The sequence below is a fragment of the Pseudomonas sp. 8209 genome (assembly GCF_028682105.1).
GTDB classification, from domain to species: Bacteria; Pseudomonadota; Gammaproteobacteria; order Pseudomonadales; family Pseudomonadaceae; genus Aquipseudomonas; species Aquipseudomonas palmensis.
In genome coordinates this window covers 155802-171966 of the sequence record NZ_JANIAH010000003.1, presented here as the reverse complement: position 1 = coordinate 171966, position 16165 = coordinate 155802, and the positions used below count along the sequence as shown (strand labels likewise).

At 60.2% G+C, this 16165-nt stretch carries 18 protein-coding genes, 1 tRNA gene and 1 pseudogene; 11 read left to right on the top strand and 9 right to left on the bottom strand.

The window, feature by feature from the left end:
* Positions 1–20: 20 nt before the first annotated feature.
* Together NP552_RS07560 and NP552_RS07555 are read left to right on the top strand one after the other, a co-directional pair.
* Positions 21–284 (top strand): hypothetical protein, encoded by a 264-nt coding sequence (locus NP552_RS07560; protein WP_258660821.1) that lies wholly within the window; start codon positions 21–23, stop codon positions 282–284.
* Positions 285–379: 95 nt separating this feature from the next.
* Positions 380–455: transfer RNA gene (locus NP552_RS07555), tRNA-Thr, on the top strand.
* A gap of 105 nt (positions 456–560) precedes the next feature.
* Here the strand turns inward: NP552_RS07555 and NP552_RS07550 are convergent.
* Together NP552_RS07550 and NP552_RS07545 are read right to left on the bottom strand one after the other, a co-directional pair.
* Complete coding sequence (locus NP552_RS07550) at positions 561–986, bottom strand: type II toxin-antitoxin system HicB family antitoxin (protein WP_196932869.1); 426 nt, start codon at positions 984–986, stop codon at positions 561–563.
* A 29-nt stretch (positions 987–1015) separates the two neighbouring features.
* Complete coding sequence (locus tag NP552_RS07545) at positions 1016–1198, bottom strand: type II toxin-antitoxin system HicA family toxin (RefSeq protein WP_196932870.1); 183 nt, start codon at positions 1196–1198, stop codon at positions 1016–1018.
* Positions 1199–1300: 102 nt separating this feature from the next.
* On the opposite strand from NP552_RS07545, the pseudogene NP552_RS07540 reads away from it, so the two are divergent.
* A pseudogene (locus tag NP552_RS07540) lies at positions 1301–1921 on the top strand (hypothetical protein); the annotation flags it as partial.
* On the opposite strand, the gene NP552_RS07535 reads toward NP552_RS07540, so the two are convergent.
* Entirely contained in the window at positions 1900–2604 is a 705-nt protein-coding gene (locus NP552_RS07535; RefSeq protein WP_196932871.1) for a hypothetical protein, read from the bottom strand. The pseudogene NP552_RS07540 and the gene NP552_RS07535 overlap by 22 nt on opposite strands.
* 22 nt (positions 2605–2626) lie before the next feature.
* Positions 2627–4213, bottom strand: coding sequence for a hypothetical protein (locus tag NP552_RS07530; RefSeq protein ID WP_196932872.1), 1587 nt, complete (start codon positions 4211–4213; stop codon positions 2627–2629).
* An 851-nt stretch (positions 4214–5064) separates the two neighbouring features.
* On the opposite strand from NP552_RS07530, the gene NP552_RS07525 reads away from it, so the two are divergent.
* Positions 5065–5343: a type II toxin-antitoxin system RelE/ParE family toxin gene (locus NP552_RS07525; RefSeq protein WP_058541662.1), complete on the top strand. Its 279-nt coding sequence runs from the start codon at positions 5065–5067 to the stop codon at positions 5341–5343.
* Positions 5344–5355: 12 nt separating this feature from the next.
* Entirely contained in the window at positions 5356–5643 is a 288-nt protein-coding gene (locus NP552_RS07520; RefSeq protein WP_229589755.1) for a HigA family addiction module antitoxin, read from the top strand.
* Between the two features lie 313 nt (positions 5644–5956).
* On the opposite strand, the gene NP552_RS07515 is transcribed toward NP552_RS07520, so the two are convergent.
* Positions 5957–6784, bottom strand: a complete 828-nt coding sequence (locus NP552_RS07515) for a DUF2314 domain-containing protein (RefSeq protein WP_229589756.1) — start codon at positions 6782–6784, stop codon at positions 5957–5959.
* 181 nt (positions 6785–6965) lie between these two features.
* Between NP552_RS07515 and NP552_RS07510 the strand changes: the two genes are divergently transcribed.
* Entirely contained in the window at positions 6966–7463 is a 498-nt protein-coding gene (locus tag NP552_RS07510; protein WP_213606731.1) for an SMI1/KNR4 family protein, read from the top strand.
* Positions 7464–7606: 143 nt separating this feature from the next.
* Here the strand turns inward: NP552_RS07510 and NP552_RS07505 are convergent, their stop codons facing one another.
* Positions 7607–7960 (bottom strand): hypothetical protein, encoded by a 354-nt coding sequence (locus tag NP552_RS07505; protein ID WP_229589757.1) that lies wholly within the window; start codon positions 7958–7960, stop codon positions 7607–7609.
* Positions 7961–8028: 68 nt separating this feature from the next.
* Positions 8029–8325, bottom strand: coding sequence for a DUF3077 domain-containing protein (locus tag NP552_RS07500; RefSeq protein ID WP_153046062.1), 297 nt, complete (start codon positions 8323–8325; stop codon positions 8029–8031).
* Positions 8326–8775: 450 nt separating this feature from the next.
* On the opposite strand from NP552_RS07500, the gene NP552_RS07495 reads away from it, so the two are divergent.
* From NP552_RS07495 to NP552_RS07485, 3 genes are all read left to right on the top strand, one after another.
* A complete protein-coding gene (locus NP552_RS07495; RefSeq protein ID WP_043859804.1) occupies positions 8776–9393 on the top strand; it encodes a LysE family translocator in 618 nt (205 codons plus the stop codon).
* A 46-nt stretch (positions 9394–9439) separates the two neighbouring features.
* The gene (locus NP552_RS07490) at positions 9440–10258 is read left to right on the top strand and encodes an AraC family transcriptional regulator (RefSeq protein WP_258660809.1); all 819 of its coding nucleotides are present in this window, start codon (positions 9440–9442) and stop codon (positions 10256–10258) included.
* Positions 10259–10636: 378 nt separating this feature from the next.
* Positions 10637–12016, top strand: a complete 1380-nt coding sequence (locus NP552_RS07485) for an NAD(P)-binding domain-containing protein (protein ID WP_100632945.1) — start codon at positions 10637–10639, stop codon at positions 12014–12016.
* A 57-nt stretch (positions 12017–12073) separates the two neighbouring features.
* Here NP552_RS07485 and NP552_RS07480 read toward each other — a convergent pair whose 3' ends face one another.
* The gene (locus tag NP552_RS07480) at positions 12074–12481 is read right to left on the bottom strand and encodes a hypothetical protein (protein WP_229589760.1); all 408 of its coding nucleotides are present in this window, start codon (positions 12479–12481) and stop codon (positions 12074–12076) included.
* 148 nt (positions 12482–12629) lie between these two features.
* On the opposite strand from NP552_RS07480, the gene NP552_RS07475 reads away from it, so the two are divergent.
* Complete coding sequence (locus tag NP552_RS07475) at positions 12630–13793, top strand: lysozyme inhibitor LprI family protein (protein ID WP_043861668.1); 1164 nt, start codon at positions 12630–12632, stop codon at positions 13791–13793.
* Between the two features lie 10 nt (positions 13794–13803).
* Complete coding sequence (locus tag NP552_RS07470) at positions 13804–14958, top strand: lysozyme inhibitor LprI family protein (RefSeq protein ID WP_274096608.1); 1155 nt, start codon at positions 13804–13806, stop codon at positions 14956–14958.
* On the opposite strand, the gene NP552_RS07465 is transcribed toward NP552_RS07470, so the two are convergent.
* Positions 14952–16130, bottom strand: a complete 1179-nt coding sequence (locus tag NP552_RS07465; RefSeq protein WP_043861666.1) for an MFS transporter — start codon at positions 16128–16130, stop codon at positions 14952–14954. The genes NP552_RS07470 and NP552_RS07465 overlap by 7 nt on opposite strands.
* Between the last annotated feature and the right edge of the window lie 35 nt (positions 16131–16165).

Genomic DNA, 16165 nt, shown 5'->3' with positions numbered 1-16165 from the left:
ATGCAATCGGGAAAACACATATGACCATGAACACCTTCAACACCATCGCCCTGGTGGCCTTTGCCCTGCTGCTGGGTGGCTGTGCCGGCGGGCACGCCAGCCGCGGCGACAGCCTTGCGGGCTGGGACATGCCGCAGATGCAGGTGCTGGGCGACAACGGCCTGCCGGCGCAGCCGCATCGCTACGTGAAATGCAGCAAGCGTGGCTGCCATGAACAGAAGCCGATGCTGTTCGATCCGGCCAAGGCCGAACCAACGGCCGAAAGCCTGCATCGCGGGTGGTAGTAGAAGGGCTGCAGGCCACGTGAACCGTGGCCTTGCGCAAGATTGAGCGGAAGTGGTTTACAGAACCAAACCGATCGCTATAATAGCGCCCCTATGCCGGTATAGCTCAGTTGGTAGAGCAACTGACTTGTAATCAGTAGGTCCCGGGTTCGACTCCTGGTGCCGGCACCATCACAAGGTTGCAGAGACAGTTTTCAGTGTTTCTGAAACCCCCGAAAAACCCGCCTTTTGGCGGGTTTTTTCGTTTTTGGCGCACTGAGCGTGCAGCGGCCCTTCCTACGAAGCTGCAACCACCGACAGTTCGATACGCTGGCCAAGCACTTGCAGTGCATGCTCGACCTGTTCGATCTTGGAGCGGTGCAGTAAATCTACCAACCGATCTACTTGGGGACGATTCACCCCCAGCCGGCGCGCTAACTCGGTCTTGGTCACCTTCTGCTTGATCATGGTATTCCACAGTGCAGCCTTGGCCGCAGTCAAAGCAGGTAGCCGCACCACAGGCTGGCCAGGTGCAGCTGGAGACGGCAGCGGTATGGCAATGCGCTGATCCACGTAAAAGGAAAGCGCCGACTCCAGAGCATCTACCGCGTCGAAAAGGGCTTCCTCAACCGTATCACCGGCGCTGGACATTTCAGGGACGTCGGCGCAGCTCACCCATGGGCCGCCGTCTTCCTCGTGCACGGTTACTGGATAGTCATACATGGCCTTTGGGCCTCCCATAGGGCTCGACTTCAATCACCGAGGCCCAGGTCTTTGATGATTTTTCTTCTCAGACCTTCGCTGATTTCTTTAGCGCCATGGTCTGGAAATATGGTTTGTCGGTTGCCGAGGTAAACCTTGAAATGGCTTCCCTTCGCAGGCACGAACGTAACGCCATATGCTCGCAACCATCGTCGAAACTCGCTGTACTTCATGTGCAGTCCCACCATCTCGACACCGCCACACTGCAACAGTTATGTTGCGTAAGCAACAAAAATGTTGCTTCTCCGAACGGCCGAAATGGCGATGGTAGCTTAGGCGTTGGTCTGCCTACCCTGCTTAAGGGTGACCAGATATGGCGGCGCGAACGGCGGCAACGGGCTCCGCAAAGCTGACAGCAAGATCCAGGACAAGGCGATTGAGCGCGATGTAGAGGCCCAGGACAACACCGAGACCTTCCAGAGCCACACTAGGACCGTCGACGACCATTCGACCGAGTCAGTGGGTGGGATCAAGAAGATCGAGGCCCTGGGCGCGCTCAAGCTGCTCTCAGGCGGATCCGCAAGCCTGGCGGCCGTGGATGATCTGCACCAGGCGACCGGGCGGGATCTGAACCTGTGGTGGGACAGAAGCTCAACGCCACGGTGGGCGGCGATATGCAGGAGCAGATCCAGGGCCTGCGCAGTAGCGTTGCCTTTGTCAGCCAGCGACTGTTGGCACCCAAGACCTGGGTTGGGTCAGATGCAGTCAACGTCCTGCAGGTGCTCTGTGATCTATTGGACCTAGTGGAAGTGATGAATGAACAGCTTGCTAGCCACGTCCATGGCCCCACGCCGTTGCCCAGTAACGCTGGCGTTTTTAGTTCGGTAGGTAATGACGCCCGGCTCCTGGGAAACAAGCTGAAATCAGTGACTATTTATTTGATCTTTCTTTCGTAAGAAGTAATCTTGCCGTCCATAGATTTTAGCTCTTTACTCAAGCCGCACAGCACTTTTGCCATGCTTTCGCCAAGTTCTGCGGTAAAGTGTTTCATAACATCGGCATGAACTCCCATGCCGGTTTTTACTGCTTGCCATTGTACCCAGGCCTCTAGAAACTCCACATACTGATTTGCCTGCTCGACAGTCATTTCCGCACCTGCCAAATTTGAATTGGCCATTACTGCATCAAGCTTCTGCACTCCCGCCTGCTTGGCTGCCTCCGCATACTTATTATTATCTTCTACCATGGCGACAACCCCTTTCATGCGCATGTACATTTGAATTACTAGCTCAGAGAGCTCAGGTGATAGTTCTGTGAGGCACTGCGGCATTGAGTCATAGATAATAAAGGGGTTTTGTCCTATGGCCCATACCGCCACATACGCTTCACCTTCCGGTAGTTCCATAAGATCTTTTGCATATTCATTGCTGTAAATGTTCCAGGCGGATTTCAACTCCACAGTAATCAGCGCTATAGAATTTCGGGCGACCTTCAAACTCTCGAGTTGAGCTGTGCTTTTTTCCAGGGCATGGGCTCTGTATGTTGCATTCCTAGTGAACCATCCTCCGATAAGTGCGCCAAGCAATGCTGTTATAAATGAATTATCTAGCACTATCTTTATTATATTTTGCAATTCCATTCTGTTCGGTCTTCTGCGCTGGTTAGAGTGTGTCTGAACTGGCCATCTTAGCTATCGGGTGAATATAATTTTCGGTGAGATCGATTATCATACACTCACTCTCATATTTACTCGCGGCCTTCTCTATTTCCTTGAGGCAGAATCTGGCGCCGGATCCAGAGTTGATGAAGTTTGTTTTGTATATGCACCGCTTCCAATACGCCTTCAAGTCGTATGCATTATCTCCTGTGGTTTTTAGATCGCCTCCGAAAACATATAGACTTATAAACATCACTCCTCCGAAAGAAATCATCAAAGGCACTATGCATTCAGCGGTCACGATTTTTTCTGTGACTGAGTTCATGGAGAAGCTGATATTTGCGTTCATGTCCTCATCAGATCCCGACAAGAAATCCTCAAAGTGGACGATGTTTTTACCCTTAGCCGATAGTTCCGCAGGAGACGAGAGAATGTCGTCGTAATTCTCGTAGTGATTTTGGATGCTCAGCGCGGATCTCAATACTGTACATGCCCATCGCTGATCCCCATCGAATCCTTCTCCGTCGAATGTACCCCTTACTTCATTTTTATCTACCATTAGTACTATATCTACGGAGTTCGGTTTTGTGAGCATTTCCGTGAAGCTGAATTGTTTGTAAAGATCTCTGATGCTAGCAGGGTCAGTATCATTCTTGTGGAACCAGATCTTACATTTGTTTGTCGCTATTGAAATGTCTATAGTGAAGCGCTGCGATACTAGTCGAACCATTCTGAATTGCTTAGGAACCCACTCGCCTAAGCCGCCACGATACACGTCCAGATCGAAAGCTACAGTTTTACCGTTATCTCTGTTGATGAACGATACCCTTCCGCAGCCATCAGCTATCACGCCCCCGATAGTTAGCAGCGCGGATTCGCTATTCATTGTAGAGAGTGCTTCGGTGATACCGAATCGAGTTTGAAAAGAATTGATGCCTTGGACTTCAATTTGAGCTTTTGTGCCGGAAGCCATTTCCACAAATTTTTGGATGTCCTGGACTGGCACGTTGAACTTTACACTGAACGCTCCGGCTTCGTATCCAACCTGATTCAGGGAGTTCTGCTTCCTTGAAACATAATCTCCTTGCGATTTACCAACATAGTCTAGTATCGCTTTTTTAAGTCCATAGCCATTTAAGGGTTCAATCTTTCTTGCCTTTTTGAAGCTTAATGTCATTGTTTTTCTATTGAGCTCAGGTTTCCCAAGCTTCGCTGTTTCGATTCGGATTCGCTTCAGTATTTTTTCGCACAGTGAGTTATCAAGGTGTAGGAGGTGGCCGGCAATTGGTCTATCACTGCCACCGTACTCCAGTAATAGATAAAAAGCAGGGAGGGCTGATGTCGCCATCGCCCGAAGGTTGGACAGCTCTATCTTTCTTGTTTTAGCGTCGCCGTCGGTTGCCTTGACTTGGACTTTGCACTCTATGTTTGATTCATGAAGACCGCTGGCGGTTGCTACATCGTTGGTGCTTTCCAACTCAAATAATAGATCCCATCCATAACGATCAGTTAAAGACTGATTTGCGGTGATTCCGCCAATAGCGCACCATTCCTGAACTGCCGACTCACCCGCCTTACCTAAATCTCTCATCATCCTGCTTCCTGATGCGGTGATTTCATGCTGCCAGCATACAAAATCCCTACTCAGAAAAAAATCGAGCGCGGAAATCACTTATCCCCCTCCCGCCGACGGGCTTTGCGTTGGAAAATTGTGCAAAGCCGGAAGGTGCGCCGGCCAGGCCAGCCGCGGCCCTTGTGGCATCATGACTGGTTTCACCCAGTGCAAGGTTTTGCAATGCTGCGCAAGGGCAATCGCTGGAGAGCGTCCACAAAGTGTCCACGGCGGCACGACTTATCCGCGCCCAATAAGCCTACATATGTCAGAAAACATTGAGGATTGCGGGTTTTCCCAATGGACACTGGTCGATTTTTTGGACTTGTAATCAGTAGGTCTCGGGTTCGACTCCTGATGCCGCACCATCACAAGGTTGCAGAGACAATTTTCAGTGTTTCCGGAACCACGAAAAACACGCTTTGGCGGGTTCTTTCGTTTTTGACGTACTGAGTGTGAAGCGGCCCCTTCCTACGAAGCTATAGCCACCGACAGTTCGATGCTTTAGCCGCCGTCCAAGCTGGCAGGCGAACCACCGGCTGGCCGGGTGCCGCCGGCGATGGTAGCGGTATGGCAATACGCTGATCCACATAAAAGGAAAGCGCCGACCCCAGGGCATCTACCGCACCGAAAAGCGCTGCTTCAACCGTATCACCGGCGCAGGCCATTTCAGGCACGTCGGCGCACCTCACCTGTGGGCCGCCGTCTCCCTCGTACACGGCTACAGGGTAGTCATCCTGAACCGAAGCCCAAATTGAAGCGAATTTCTCTTTGTGCCTTGATATTGCAGGGCGATTGTAGAGTGTGATGTAATACATCACACTTTATCGATGATAAAGAGCTTTCAACACAAAGGCCCCAAGGCGTTTTACGAAACCGGCTCGACTCGACGGATCCGGGCCGACCATGCCAAGCGGCTTGCGCGCCTGCTTCCATTTCTGGATCGCGCAACCTGTGCGGGCGACATCGACATGCCCGGTTGGAGGCTCCACCCGCTCAAAGGCGACTTGACCTTGTATTGGTCAGTGACCATCAGCGGAAACTGGAGGGTAATTTTCCGATTCGACGGCACAGACGTTGAACTGGTTGATTACCTCGACTACCACTGAGGAGTTCCCCACATGGCCATGTTCACCCCCCCGCACCCAGGCGAAACCTTGCGCGAAGATGTGTTGCCCGCCCTGGATATCAAGGTGGCCGAGTTTGCACGTCGGCTCGGTTACGCCAGAGAAACACTGTCTCGAATCCTTCACGGCCATGCACCTGTCAGCCCGGACCTCGCCGTCCGGCTTGAGCGGGCCGGCATCGGCAAGGCTCGAACCTGGCTGGCCATTCAGGCTGACTGGGATCTGTGGCAGGCCGAGCATCGCGAACAACCTGTGATCGAGCGCTTTGCGTCTATCGCGTGATACTGAAATAGCCGACGCCAATGGTTTTTCAGTTACCCACAAGCATGGCGCTCGAGCGCACGCTCAAGGTCAGCCAACTCAACACCTGCCCCCTCGCCGCATCTCGCGACACGCCCCGCGCAATCAACCCTCACCCGTAACCCTTCCCCTGTCAGATGCCCTGGATACTTGCCCAACATCAGCTCGACCTACGTATCGCTCATGGGGTGGCAGCTGTACGCGAGTTGGCGGGCCTCTTCGCCGGCAAGGCCGGCTCCTACAAAGGACCACGCCGTCGGTTGGAGCCAGCCTTGCTGGCGAATGGCACCCCACGCTAGTGGGCGCTCTGCCCTTCAAGCAACGCCAGAATCCGCGGCCAACCGGCAATGCCTGCCAACGCCAGCGAAGTCTGGCCGTTGCCGTTGGGCAGCAACGGGTCAGCGCCATGACGCAACAGCGCATCCACCACCGTGTAATTGCCCGCCAGCACCTCGCGGTGCAACATCAGCCATCCCTCGTCATCCGGGTCTCGGGCCACCTGCGGCTGTGCGCTCACACCCTCCTCGATCTTGTCGCGCATGTTCAAGGCCATCGGGTGCTCGGTGCATTCCAGCACCGCCAGCGTCTGCTGGTCTTGAGCACGGTTCAACGCACGGGAGAGCAGCCAAGGCTGCTGACCTTCTGCAGCCGGGACAACTTCAACCAAACCCGGCTCACCGAAATCCATACCCCAGGCCTCATCGTGCTCCAGGCGCTCGTCTTCGTGCATGGCCGCGCGTATCGCATCGACGATGAAGCCGCCGTATACATGGCCCTGGCGCACATACATCCAGTCGTTCAGCAAGGCCAACGGCAGCGTCACAGGCTCCCACGCCTTGAACGAGGTGGCCCAGCTTGGTTCATTCATCAGCACGCCGGTGATGGACTGCCCATCGAACTCGATCTCGCTCACCCACATGTTCTCGACGCTGGGTACCTCGGGGTCGTCGCTCTCGATGGGGAAGGACATTTTCACAGCCGCCATGTCCAGGCCCTTCACGATCCTGCGTGCCTCCCACGACAGCTCTCGCCAGAAATACTTGAACGTCGCCTGAGCACTGGCCACGGCGGCCTTGAACTCGTCGCTTTCGCCTTCAACACCGTAGATGATCTGTTCGGTCATAGATAAATCGTTCCATCGCCTGGTTCACTGAAATGCTCAAGCCAGAGCACTTGCGGCCTGTGCCGCCACTTGAAAAACGGGAGCAGGATAACCTGATCCAGTGAACGTGGCAGCCTTGCCCCCAAGCCCCCGTTACGCTAAAAACCTGCACCCTTGGATACCACGCAAAAGGACAGGCCCAATGTTTGAAAACATCACTGTTACCGGCAGCCCGCTGGTGCTGTCCACAGACGCCGAAGTGGATCAGGCACAAGCTGTGCTGGGTACCCGCTTCCCCACCGGCTACCGCGAGTACGTCACGCAGTTCGGCGAAGGCATTCTTGGCGGCGTGTACGTGCGCATCTACCCACCCCATCAGCTGCTGCACGGCGGAAACAGCCAGGCCCAGTGGGTTGAGCGCATCAACCAGTACTGGTTCTGGGACGACGACAAGGAGCTGATGCCCAAGGAAAAGGCCTTGCAGTGCATCATCATTGGCGACACCTACGACGGCGACGAACTCATCATTCACCCCAGCGACCCGGAGCGCATCTATGTGCTGCCGCGTCACAGTGAAGCCGCCCTCGTTGCGGGTAACGGGCTGGTGGAAGCGATCGAATGGCTGTGCAGTTCGAATGTGCTGACAGAAGCGTTCACCGAGCGCGACTTCGAACCGTTCGACAGTCGCGTACAGCCCTGACAGGAAACGAATACCCAGGCGCACCCACGCCGGGTATTCGCCCGAACAATGAAATCCCGGTCGTCATCCAGAAAGACCCAACATCCGGCCATGGCCTGACCGGGCCCTGCACTTCGAATCGCTGGTAGCCGATGGCTTTTCAGTTACCCACAAGCATGGCGCTCGAGTGCAGTCTCAAGGTCAGTCAATTCAACGCCCGCCCCCTCACCGCACCTCGCGACACGGCCCGCGCAATCAACCCTCACCCGTAACCCATGCCCTGTAAGTTGCCCTGGATACTTGCGCAACATCAGCTCGACCTGCGTATCACTCAACCATGCCGCGCGGTCCAGGGACCAGCGCGGGTCCTGGAACTCGAACAGGCAGGCACCCGACACGGCATCGATAATCCGTGGCGGATACACCCAGTGCGAGTTGCCGGCTTCCCACGGCGCAGCCTCGATGCGATAGCGGCCGTCGGGTGAGGTGGATTGGGTTTCAAATGGGATCATCGGCATTGCGCTCCGTGCATGATCGGAAAGTCTGTCACAACAGGGGCTGAACAGGTCGGCCCCTGTCGCTTCCTCTACGCAGTGGCCTTGCGATTGCCCATGCCGTCGAGCACCGCATCCACCAGCACCTTGGCTAATTCCGTCGAATGCAACGAGACCCACAGCAGAACTTTGCTGGTGGAGTCCTCGGGGTGCAAACAGGCTTTCTGGAGGGTGTCGAAGATGCCTCTGAGCAACAGCGAGGCATGCATCAGGGCGTCTTCTTCGGGTATGTCTGCGCGTACCAGGAAGAATGGCGAGTGTTCGATACGAGGATCAACGCTGGGCTCACCCAGCAGAGCAGTCGGCGGATCAGGAACGATTTTTTTCATGGCGATCACTTTTTGTGGAGTGAAGCTGCCACTGCTCGCGACCAAGCAAGTTGGGTGGCAGCTGTACGCGAGTTGGTCGACCGGGACAAAAAGATCAAAACCCGGCAGGCACGAGGCCTCCCGCGTACAACCGCCATAGGCGGCGCCGAAGCGTGATTTTTTGTCAACGGGCGACCAAACCCGATCGCTGATGCTCAGCGACCGCAGGAGCCTAACGGCCTGCCTGAACCCCAGCAAGGCGCACCGCCCACGCAAAATCTGTCCGCATATTACAGTCCTTCAGACGTGTCTGGCCAAGCGTGTGTAAACGCAGCCCTGCGCCGCAGTGGACGGCCTCTTCGCCGGCAAGGCCGGCTCCTGCAGGGTGGCACCCACAAACGTACAAGCCAGCCGCAGGCCAGCCGTTTAACGTCACCTGCACACCACCTACCCACACTCGCAGGGGATACAATGGAAATCTTTCTCTACGCCTTCAGCGTGATGTACAGCCCCGGCCCGGTGAACGTGATGGGCCTGAACGCCGGCCTTACAGGCCAGTTCCGCCGTACCGCAGGCTTCTTCGTCGGCGTGGGCGGCGCAATGTTCGTGCTGTTCATCCTGTTCGGCTACACCGGCGAAGCCATCATCTCCAAGGCCGCGCTGCCCTACCTCGCCCTGGCCGGCGGGCTCTACACCAGCTACCTGGCCTTCAAGGTCTACACCGCCAGGGTCCAGCTCACCCAATCGTCCGATGCCCCCGCCAAGGCGCTGACCTTCTGGAACGGCTTTCTGATCCAGGCCCTCAACCCCAAGGGCATGATGGTGGTGCTGCCGATCACCAGCGTGATGTTCCCCGCCGCGCACCTCAGCGGCGCCAGCATCGCCGCCGTGTCGGCGCTGATCGCCCTGGGCGCTGCCGGCGCGCCGGGCCTCTACGCCTTGCTGGGCGCCGTGCTGGGCAAGCGCATCAGCAAAGAGGTGTACTTCAACCTGTTCAACCGCCTGATGGGCATCGCCCTGGCCGTGTGCGCCGCTTTCATGTTCCACGATTTCTACATTCACATTCAGGCAAACGCCGGCACGCTGTAACCTGTGTTGTCGCCGGCCTGACTCTATCGCTCGAAAGGTGAGCAGAATGCTCGATCTACCGTCACCGCAAGACTGGGTGAAACACGCCCCGCCGTCCCCCAGGGTCGAACGCCTGGAGGCCTTCTTCAGCGCCCACGGTTTCGACCCGCACCGCCACGATACCTATGCCATCGGCCGCACCCTGGCCGGGGTGCAGAGCTTCAGCTACCGCGGCGCCAGCCGGCACAGCCTGCCGGGGGAGATCCTGGTGCTGCACCCGGACGAGGTGCACGACGGGCATGCGGGCTCGGCGTCGGGGTTTCGCTATCGCATGCTCTACCTCACCCCGGCGCTGGTGCAGGAGGTGCTCGGGGGCCAGCCGTTGCCGTTTCTCAAGGGCGGCATCTCCCGCGACCCGCGCCTGGCGGCCGCCACCCACGCGATGCTCGCGAGCATGGACGACAGGCTAGACCCGCTCGAAGAGGACGACGCGCTGCTGGGCCTGGTAAGCGCGCTGCAGGCCGTGTGCGGGCGCCCGGCATCAAGGCAGGCCCACGACTACGCCGCCGCCCGGCGTGCCCGCGAGTACATGGATGACAGCCTGGAGCAGCCCATCACCCTGGATGACCTGGCCGCCTGCGCCAACCGCGACCGCTGGAGCCTGTCCAAGGACTTTCGCGCCTACTTCGGCACCAGCCCCCACCGCTACCTGACCCTGCGCCGCCTCGACCGCTTCAAGGCCTCGGTGTTCGCCGGTAGGTGCCTGGCGGACGCAGCCGTAGAGGCCGGTTTCTTCGACCAGAGCCATATGTCCAGGCACTTCAAGAACGCCTACGGCATCACCCCCTCGCGCTGGTGCAAACCCCTGCTCGGGCGCCTTGATTGAGTTTGCGCGCTGGCGGGTGGTGGGGTCGCCGACCTTGATATCCCCACCCCCATCCGTTATAGATAAAAAGGAAACCATAACGAAAAGAGGCCATTCCAGCCCCCCATGAACGAGATCACACGCATCTTTCGCCCTTCAGGCCCCCATTTTGCGCCCTGCGCTGATGGCTACGGGCCGAACACAGTCACCCCTTCCCCGCTCTCGACCCTGTTCCACGCACTGTCGATTCCGCCAGGCAACATCCTGCTGGCCCAGATGCGCAAGCGCCCCGTCCCTCCACCTGCACCGTAGCGCCTGAATTCCACCACCCTCGGCTTTTGCCGCTCGGGGTTGGGGAGCCTTTGCATTTTTTCAGCGTTCAACTGTTCAGGAATCTCTATGACTCTTCGTGTAGCCATCATCGGTGCCGGCCCGTCCGGCCTTGCGCAACTGCGTGCCTTCCAATCCGCCCATGCCCAGGGCGCCCCCATGCCCGAAATCGTCTGCTTCGAAAAGCAGGCCGACTGGGGCGGCATGTGGAACTACACCTGGCGCACCGGCCTCGACCAGCACGGCGAACCGGTGCACGGCAGCATGTACCGCTACCTGTGGTCCAACGGCCCCAAGGAATGCCTTGAATTCGCCGACTACAGCTTCGACGAACACTTCGGCCGGCCGATCTCCTCGTACCCACCGCGCGAAGTGCTGTGGGACTACATCCAGGGCCGCGTGAAAAAGGCCGGGGTGCGCGACTACATCCGCTTCAACACCGCGGTCAAGAACGTCAGCTTCGATGAAACCACCCGCGAGTTCACCGTCAGCGCCTACGACTACAGCGCCGGGCAGGGCATCGAGCAGGTGTTCGATTACGTGGTGGTCGCCAGCGGGCACTTCTCTACGCCGCACGTACCGGAATTCGAAGGGTTCGAGCGCTTCGCCGGGCGCATCCTGCACGCCCACGACTTTCGCGAGGCGATGGAGTTCAAGGGCCAGGACCTGCTCATCGTCGGCAGCAGCTACTCGGCCGAAGACATCGGCTCGCAGTGCTACAAGTACGGCGCGCGCTCGATCACCACGGCCTACCGCACCCAGCCGATGGGCTACAAATGGCCCAAGGGCTGGGAAGAGCGCCCGCAGTTGGTGCGTGTCGAGGGCAACCTGGCGTTCTTCGCCGACGGCTCGAACAAGCGCGTGGATGCGATCATCCTGTGCACCGGCTACCAGCATCACTTCCCGTTCCTGCCCGACGAACTGACCCTCAAGACCAACAACCGCCTGTGGCCAACCGGCCTGTACCAGGGCGTGGTGTGGGAGCAGAACCCGCAGTTGATCTACCTGGGCATGCAGGACCTGTGGTACAGCTTCAACCTGTTCGACGCCCAGGCCTGGTTCGCCCGCGACTACATGCTGGGGCGCATCAAGCTGCCGGCCAAGGCCGACATGCAGGCCGACAGTGCCAGCTGGCGCGCCGATGAAGAGGCCCTGGACACCACCGCCTCGATGTACGAATTCCAGGGCCGCTACATCAAGCACCTGATCGCGCAGACCGACTACCCCAGCTTCGATATCGATGCCGTGAACCGCATCTTCCTCAAGTGGAAGAGCGACAAGAAGAGCGACATCATGGGCTATCGCGACAAGTCGTACCGTTCGGTGATCACCGGCACGGCAGCGGTGCCGCACCATACGCGGTGGCTGAAGGCGATGGACGATTCGCTGGAGGAGTACCTGCGCGAAACGGACGGCAAGAAGGGCGAAGTGAAGGCACTGCGCGGGTAGCCCCGCCGACGCCCGAAACCGGTGCCCCCACAAGACCGGCCCTTGCCGGCGCGGCCTCTACTGCGGGCACTGGTAACCGGTTTGCCCCCGCTGCAGGCCGATGACCTCGCGATGCACCTGGCTGGGCGCGTAGTCGGCATTCCAGCCACGGCGTTCGGCCACCGGCTGCGGCGCATAGCCGTCCTTGCAGGCCAGCAGGTTGAGCATCACGTTCGCCTCGCCCATCAGCGGCTCCAGCTTGAGGGTGCGCCTGGGCGCCAGTTGTACCCTCCCCTGCGCGTCGCTGCGGGCCACCACCACCCCTGCATCAACAATGCTCACCCCGGCCAGTGGCTGCCGGGTGTGCTGATCGACGACCGTGGTGTCGAGCCCGTCGTGCACGATCACCGAGCGTGGCATGCAGCCTTGCAGCAGCAACAGCGCGGGCAAAGCGGTGTACCTCCACCAGCGGAATCGGACTGTCATGGCAAGCTCCTGCAAGGCCTGAAACACGGCAGTCTACTTGCGTGACCGGATTTGTGCAGAAGCGTCGACATCGACACGCAGGTGCCTTTCCGTCGCCCGTGGCGCTCACGTATCATCCGCCCCCTGCCCCGGCCCACATGGACGTCCGATGACCCCCGCCGCCCGCCTGTTCACCCTGCTGGCTTCCAGCACCCTGCTTGCCCTTGCCCTGCACACTCCGGCCGCCGTCGCCGCCGGCTTCGATTGCAGCAAGGCACGCACCCTCATTGAAAAGTCGGTGTGCGACACGCCAACGCTGTCGGCCAAGGACGACCAGCTCAACGCGCTGTACAAGCCACTGATGACCCGGCGCATCTATCGCGAACTGGAAACCCGTTGGGTAAACGAGGTGCGCGACCGCTGCCAGACCGCCACCTGCCTTGAGCGCGCCTACGACCTGCAGATCCGCAACCTGACCGCGCTGCCGCCACCGCCCGTGCCCGGCCTGCGCGACGCGGTGCCGCTGCCCCAGGGCAGCGCCTACCGTACCCTGCAGGACGAGCCGTGGCCGCGCTTTGCGCTGGCGGCTATCCCGGACATGTACCCCGATTCGCTGGCCCAGCTGATCGATGTGGGCATCAAGGACGGCGTGCTGTACGCGCTGCTCTACGTGGCAAATTCGTCCGACGGCCCCGGCTACAACCAGGACAACTGGTCGGTGCAGCCGTCTTCGGGCGTGCTGCTCGAATACGCCGACAACCGCCCCGGCCTGCATGTGATCGACCGCGACGTGCGCTTTGCCGGCTGGCGCATCAGCGAGCTGATGGACCAGGGTGAACGCTATGCCGGCATCCAGGACGGCGCGTTCTACTACCGCCAGCGCACCGAGGGCGAGCTGCAGCAGGCCATGGTCTACACCCTGGGCAGCCGCCAGCCGCCGCAGGCCACCACCACGGTGTTCCACGCCCAGTCGCGCACGCTGCGCTTTGCCAAGGCAAGGGTGCTGGGCAACATGAACGACGAGAACAGCGACCTGCGCCTGAACTACGAACACGCCCTGCCGCGCCCCGCCAGCGAAACCGTGCTCGACCCCGAGAGCGGCGGTTGGAGCCTGTCCAACCTGGCCTGGAGCGAGCGCCGCCAGGTGCTGTACTTCGAGAACAGCGGCGCCATGGCCTGCATCTGGCGGGTCGACCTGAGCGGCAAGGTGCTGTCCAAGATCGTGCCCGAACACACGGCCGGGCAACCGCTGGCGGTGGAGCTCGACGGCCGTGAAGCGATCGTGTACGTCGAACACGACCAGTTGATGTTCGCCCTGTCGCCCGACCTGTAAGGACACCCCCATGCATACCGTGACCCGCCTGCTCACCCTGCCCGCCTTGCTGGCCCTGGCCCTGCACGCGCCGGTGGCCTCGGCCGCCGGTTTCGATTGCAGCAAGGCCAACACGATTCTGGAAACCGCGATTTGCAACACGCCCTCGCTGTCGGCCAAGGACGACCAGCTGAATGCGCTGTACACCCCGCTCAAGGCGCAGAAGATATTCCGCGAGCTGGAAACCGACTGGCTGAAGAACGTGCGCAACCAGTGCAAGACCCCCGAGTGCCTGGAGAGCGCCTACGACCGCCAGATCCGCCGGCTGACCGCCGTGCCGGCACCGGCGCCGGTTGCCTCCGACAGCCTCGCACCGCTGCCCAAGGGCGAGGTGTACGCAAAGGTCGAGGACGCGCCGTGGCAGCGCTTTGCCCTGGCCCCGTTCATCGGCATGAGCGAGGACTCGGTGGCGCAACTGATCGATGTGACCGTCAAGGACGGCGTGCTGCACGCGTTCGTGTACGTCTCCGGCGACCCTGACGGGCCCACCTACGTGCAGGACAAACACGTGACGCTGGCCACCTCCGGTACCCTGCTCGAATACGCCGACGATCACCCCGGCTGGCATGTGATCGCGCGCAACGTGCGCTTTGCCGGCTGGTCCCACAGCGGCTTCAACGACCAGCGCGAGCGCTATGCCGGGGTGCAGGACGGCGCGTTCTACTACCGCCAGCGCAGCAACGGCGAGCTGGAGCAGTCGATGGTGTATGCCGTGGGCAGCCAGCAGCCGCCGCAACCGACCACCCAGGGCTATCACGCCGGCTCCAACACCGTGCGCTTTGCCAAGGCGCGTGTGCTCGAAGACCTCAACGTGGCCAACGACCAGTTGCGCCTGGCCTACGAAAGCGACGGCAACTCGCGCGGCTACGAGAGCGTGATGGCGCCCGACTCCAGTGGCTGGAGCCTGGTCAACCCGACCTGGAGCGAACACCGCCCGGTGCTGTACTTCGACAACAGTGGCGGCATGGCCTGCGTCTGGCGGGTCGACCTGGTGAACAAGGTGCTGTCCAAGGTCGTGCCCGAGCACGAGGCGGTGTCGGCCCGCCCGGTGGACATCAATGGCCGCGAAGCGCTGGTGTATGTGCAGGAGAACCAGCTGATGTTCGCCATCGCCCCGGATCAGTAACCCTGTGGCAACGCTCGGGCCCGCCAGCGCCCGAGCAGCCGGCCCACGCTCACCAGCCAGTTGAGCAGCGCCACGCACAGCACGCTGAGCAGCAGTGCATGCGGGCCGCCCTGCACGATCAGGGTGCCGGCCAGCAGCGGGAAGCCGAACACGCCGATGAAGTACCCCAGGCTGAACAGCAGCAGTGCCTGCGGCGTGTAGCCGGTGGGCGCTTCGTTGGCCGCCAGGCCGTTGATCACCGAATAGTTGAGCCCGTAGCCCACCCCCAGCAACGCCGCCGCCAGCAGGTAGCTGAGGGCGTCCTGCACCCACCAGCCCAGTGCGATGACGGCCAGCACCATCAGCCCGGTCAGCAGGCACGAGGTGCGGTAGGCGTCATGCCGCACCACCCAGCCGGCGATCAGCAGCCGGCAGCCGATGGCGGCAAGCATGAAGCCGACGAAGAACAGCGAATAGTCCAGCCCGCGACTGGCCGCGTAGGTGGTCTGAAAGCTGCCCAGCCCGCCGAACACCGCGCCGCCCAGGCCCACCATCAGGATCGGCCAGCGCGCCGACGAGCGCAGCACCTGGATGCCGGCGTGGCGGCTGATGCGGGCGCTGGCTGCCTGTGCCGGGTGCTGGCGGGCCAGCCAGGCGAAGACCAGCATACCCACAGCGGCGGCCAGGGCGGCGGTGTAGAACGCGGTTTCCAGTGGCAGGTGCAGCAGCGAGGCGAGCTTGCCGGCCAGCGGGCCGGAGCCGATGCCACTCATCATGCTGCCTGACAGCAGCGCGAAGCAGTGGGTGCGCCGGGCCGGCTCGACCAGCGCGGCAACCAGGATCGGGCCCAGGGTGTAGAACGCACCCCAGCCCAGGCCCAGCAGCAGGCCGCACAGCCACAGGCTGAAGTCGACACCGGGTACCAGGGCAAAGCCCAGGCAGGCGCCGATCAGGCACAGCGCCGACTGCGCGATGGCGCGGGCGGTGCCGAGCCAGTCGGCGAGATGGCCGCTGCCGAGCACGGCGATCACGGTGCTGAGCATGGCGATGGCGATGATGCTGCCGGCGTCCTGTTCGTTGCCACCTCGGGAAGTGACCAGCAGAGAGAGCAGAAAGGTCGAGCCGTAGGACAGCGACAGCAGGTAGCTGGCCAGGCACAGCAGGCCGAAATGCGGGGTGGTTGTTTTTGTCATGGTGGGTCCGCCGATGGGTATGGCTGTTTTAGCAT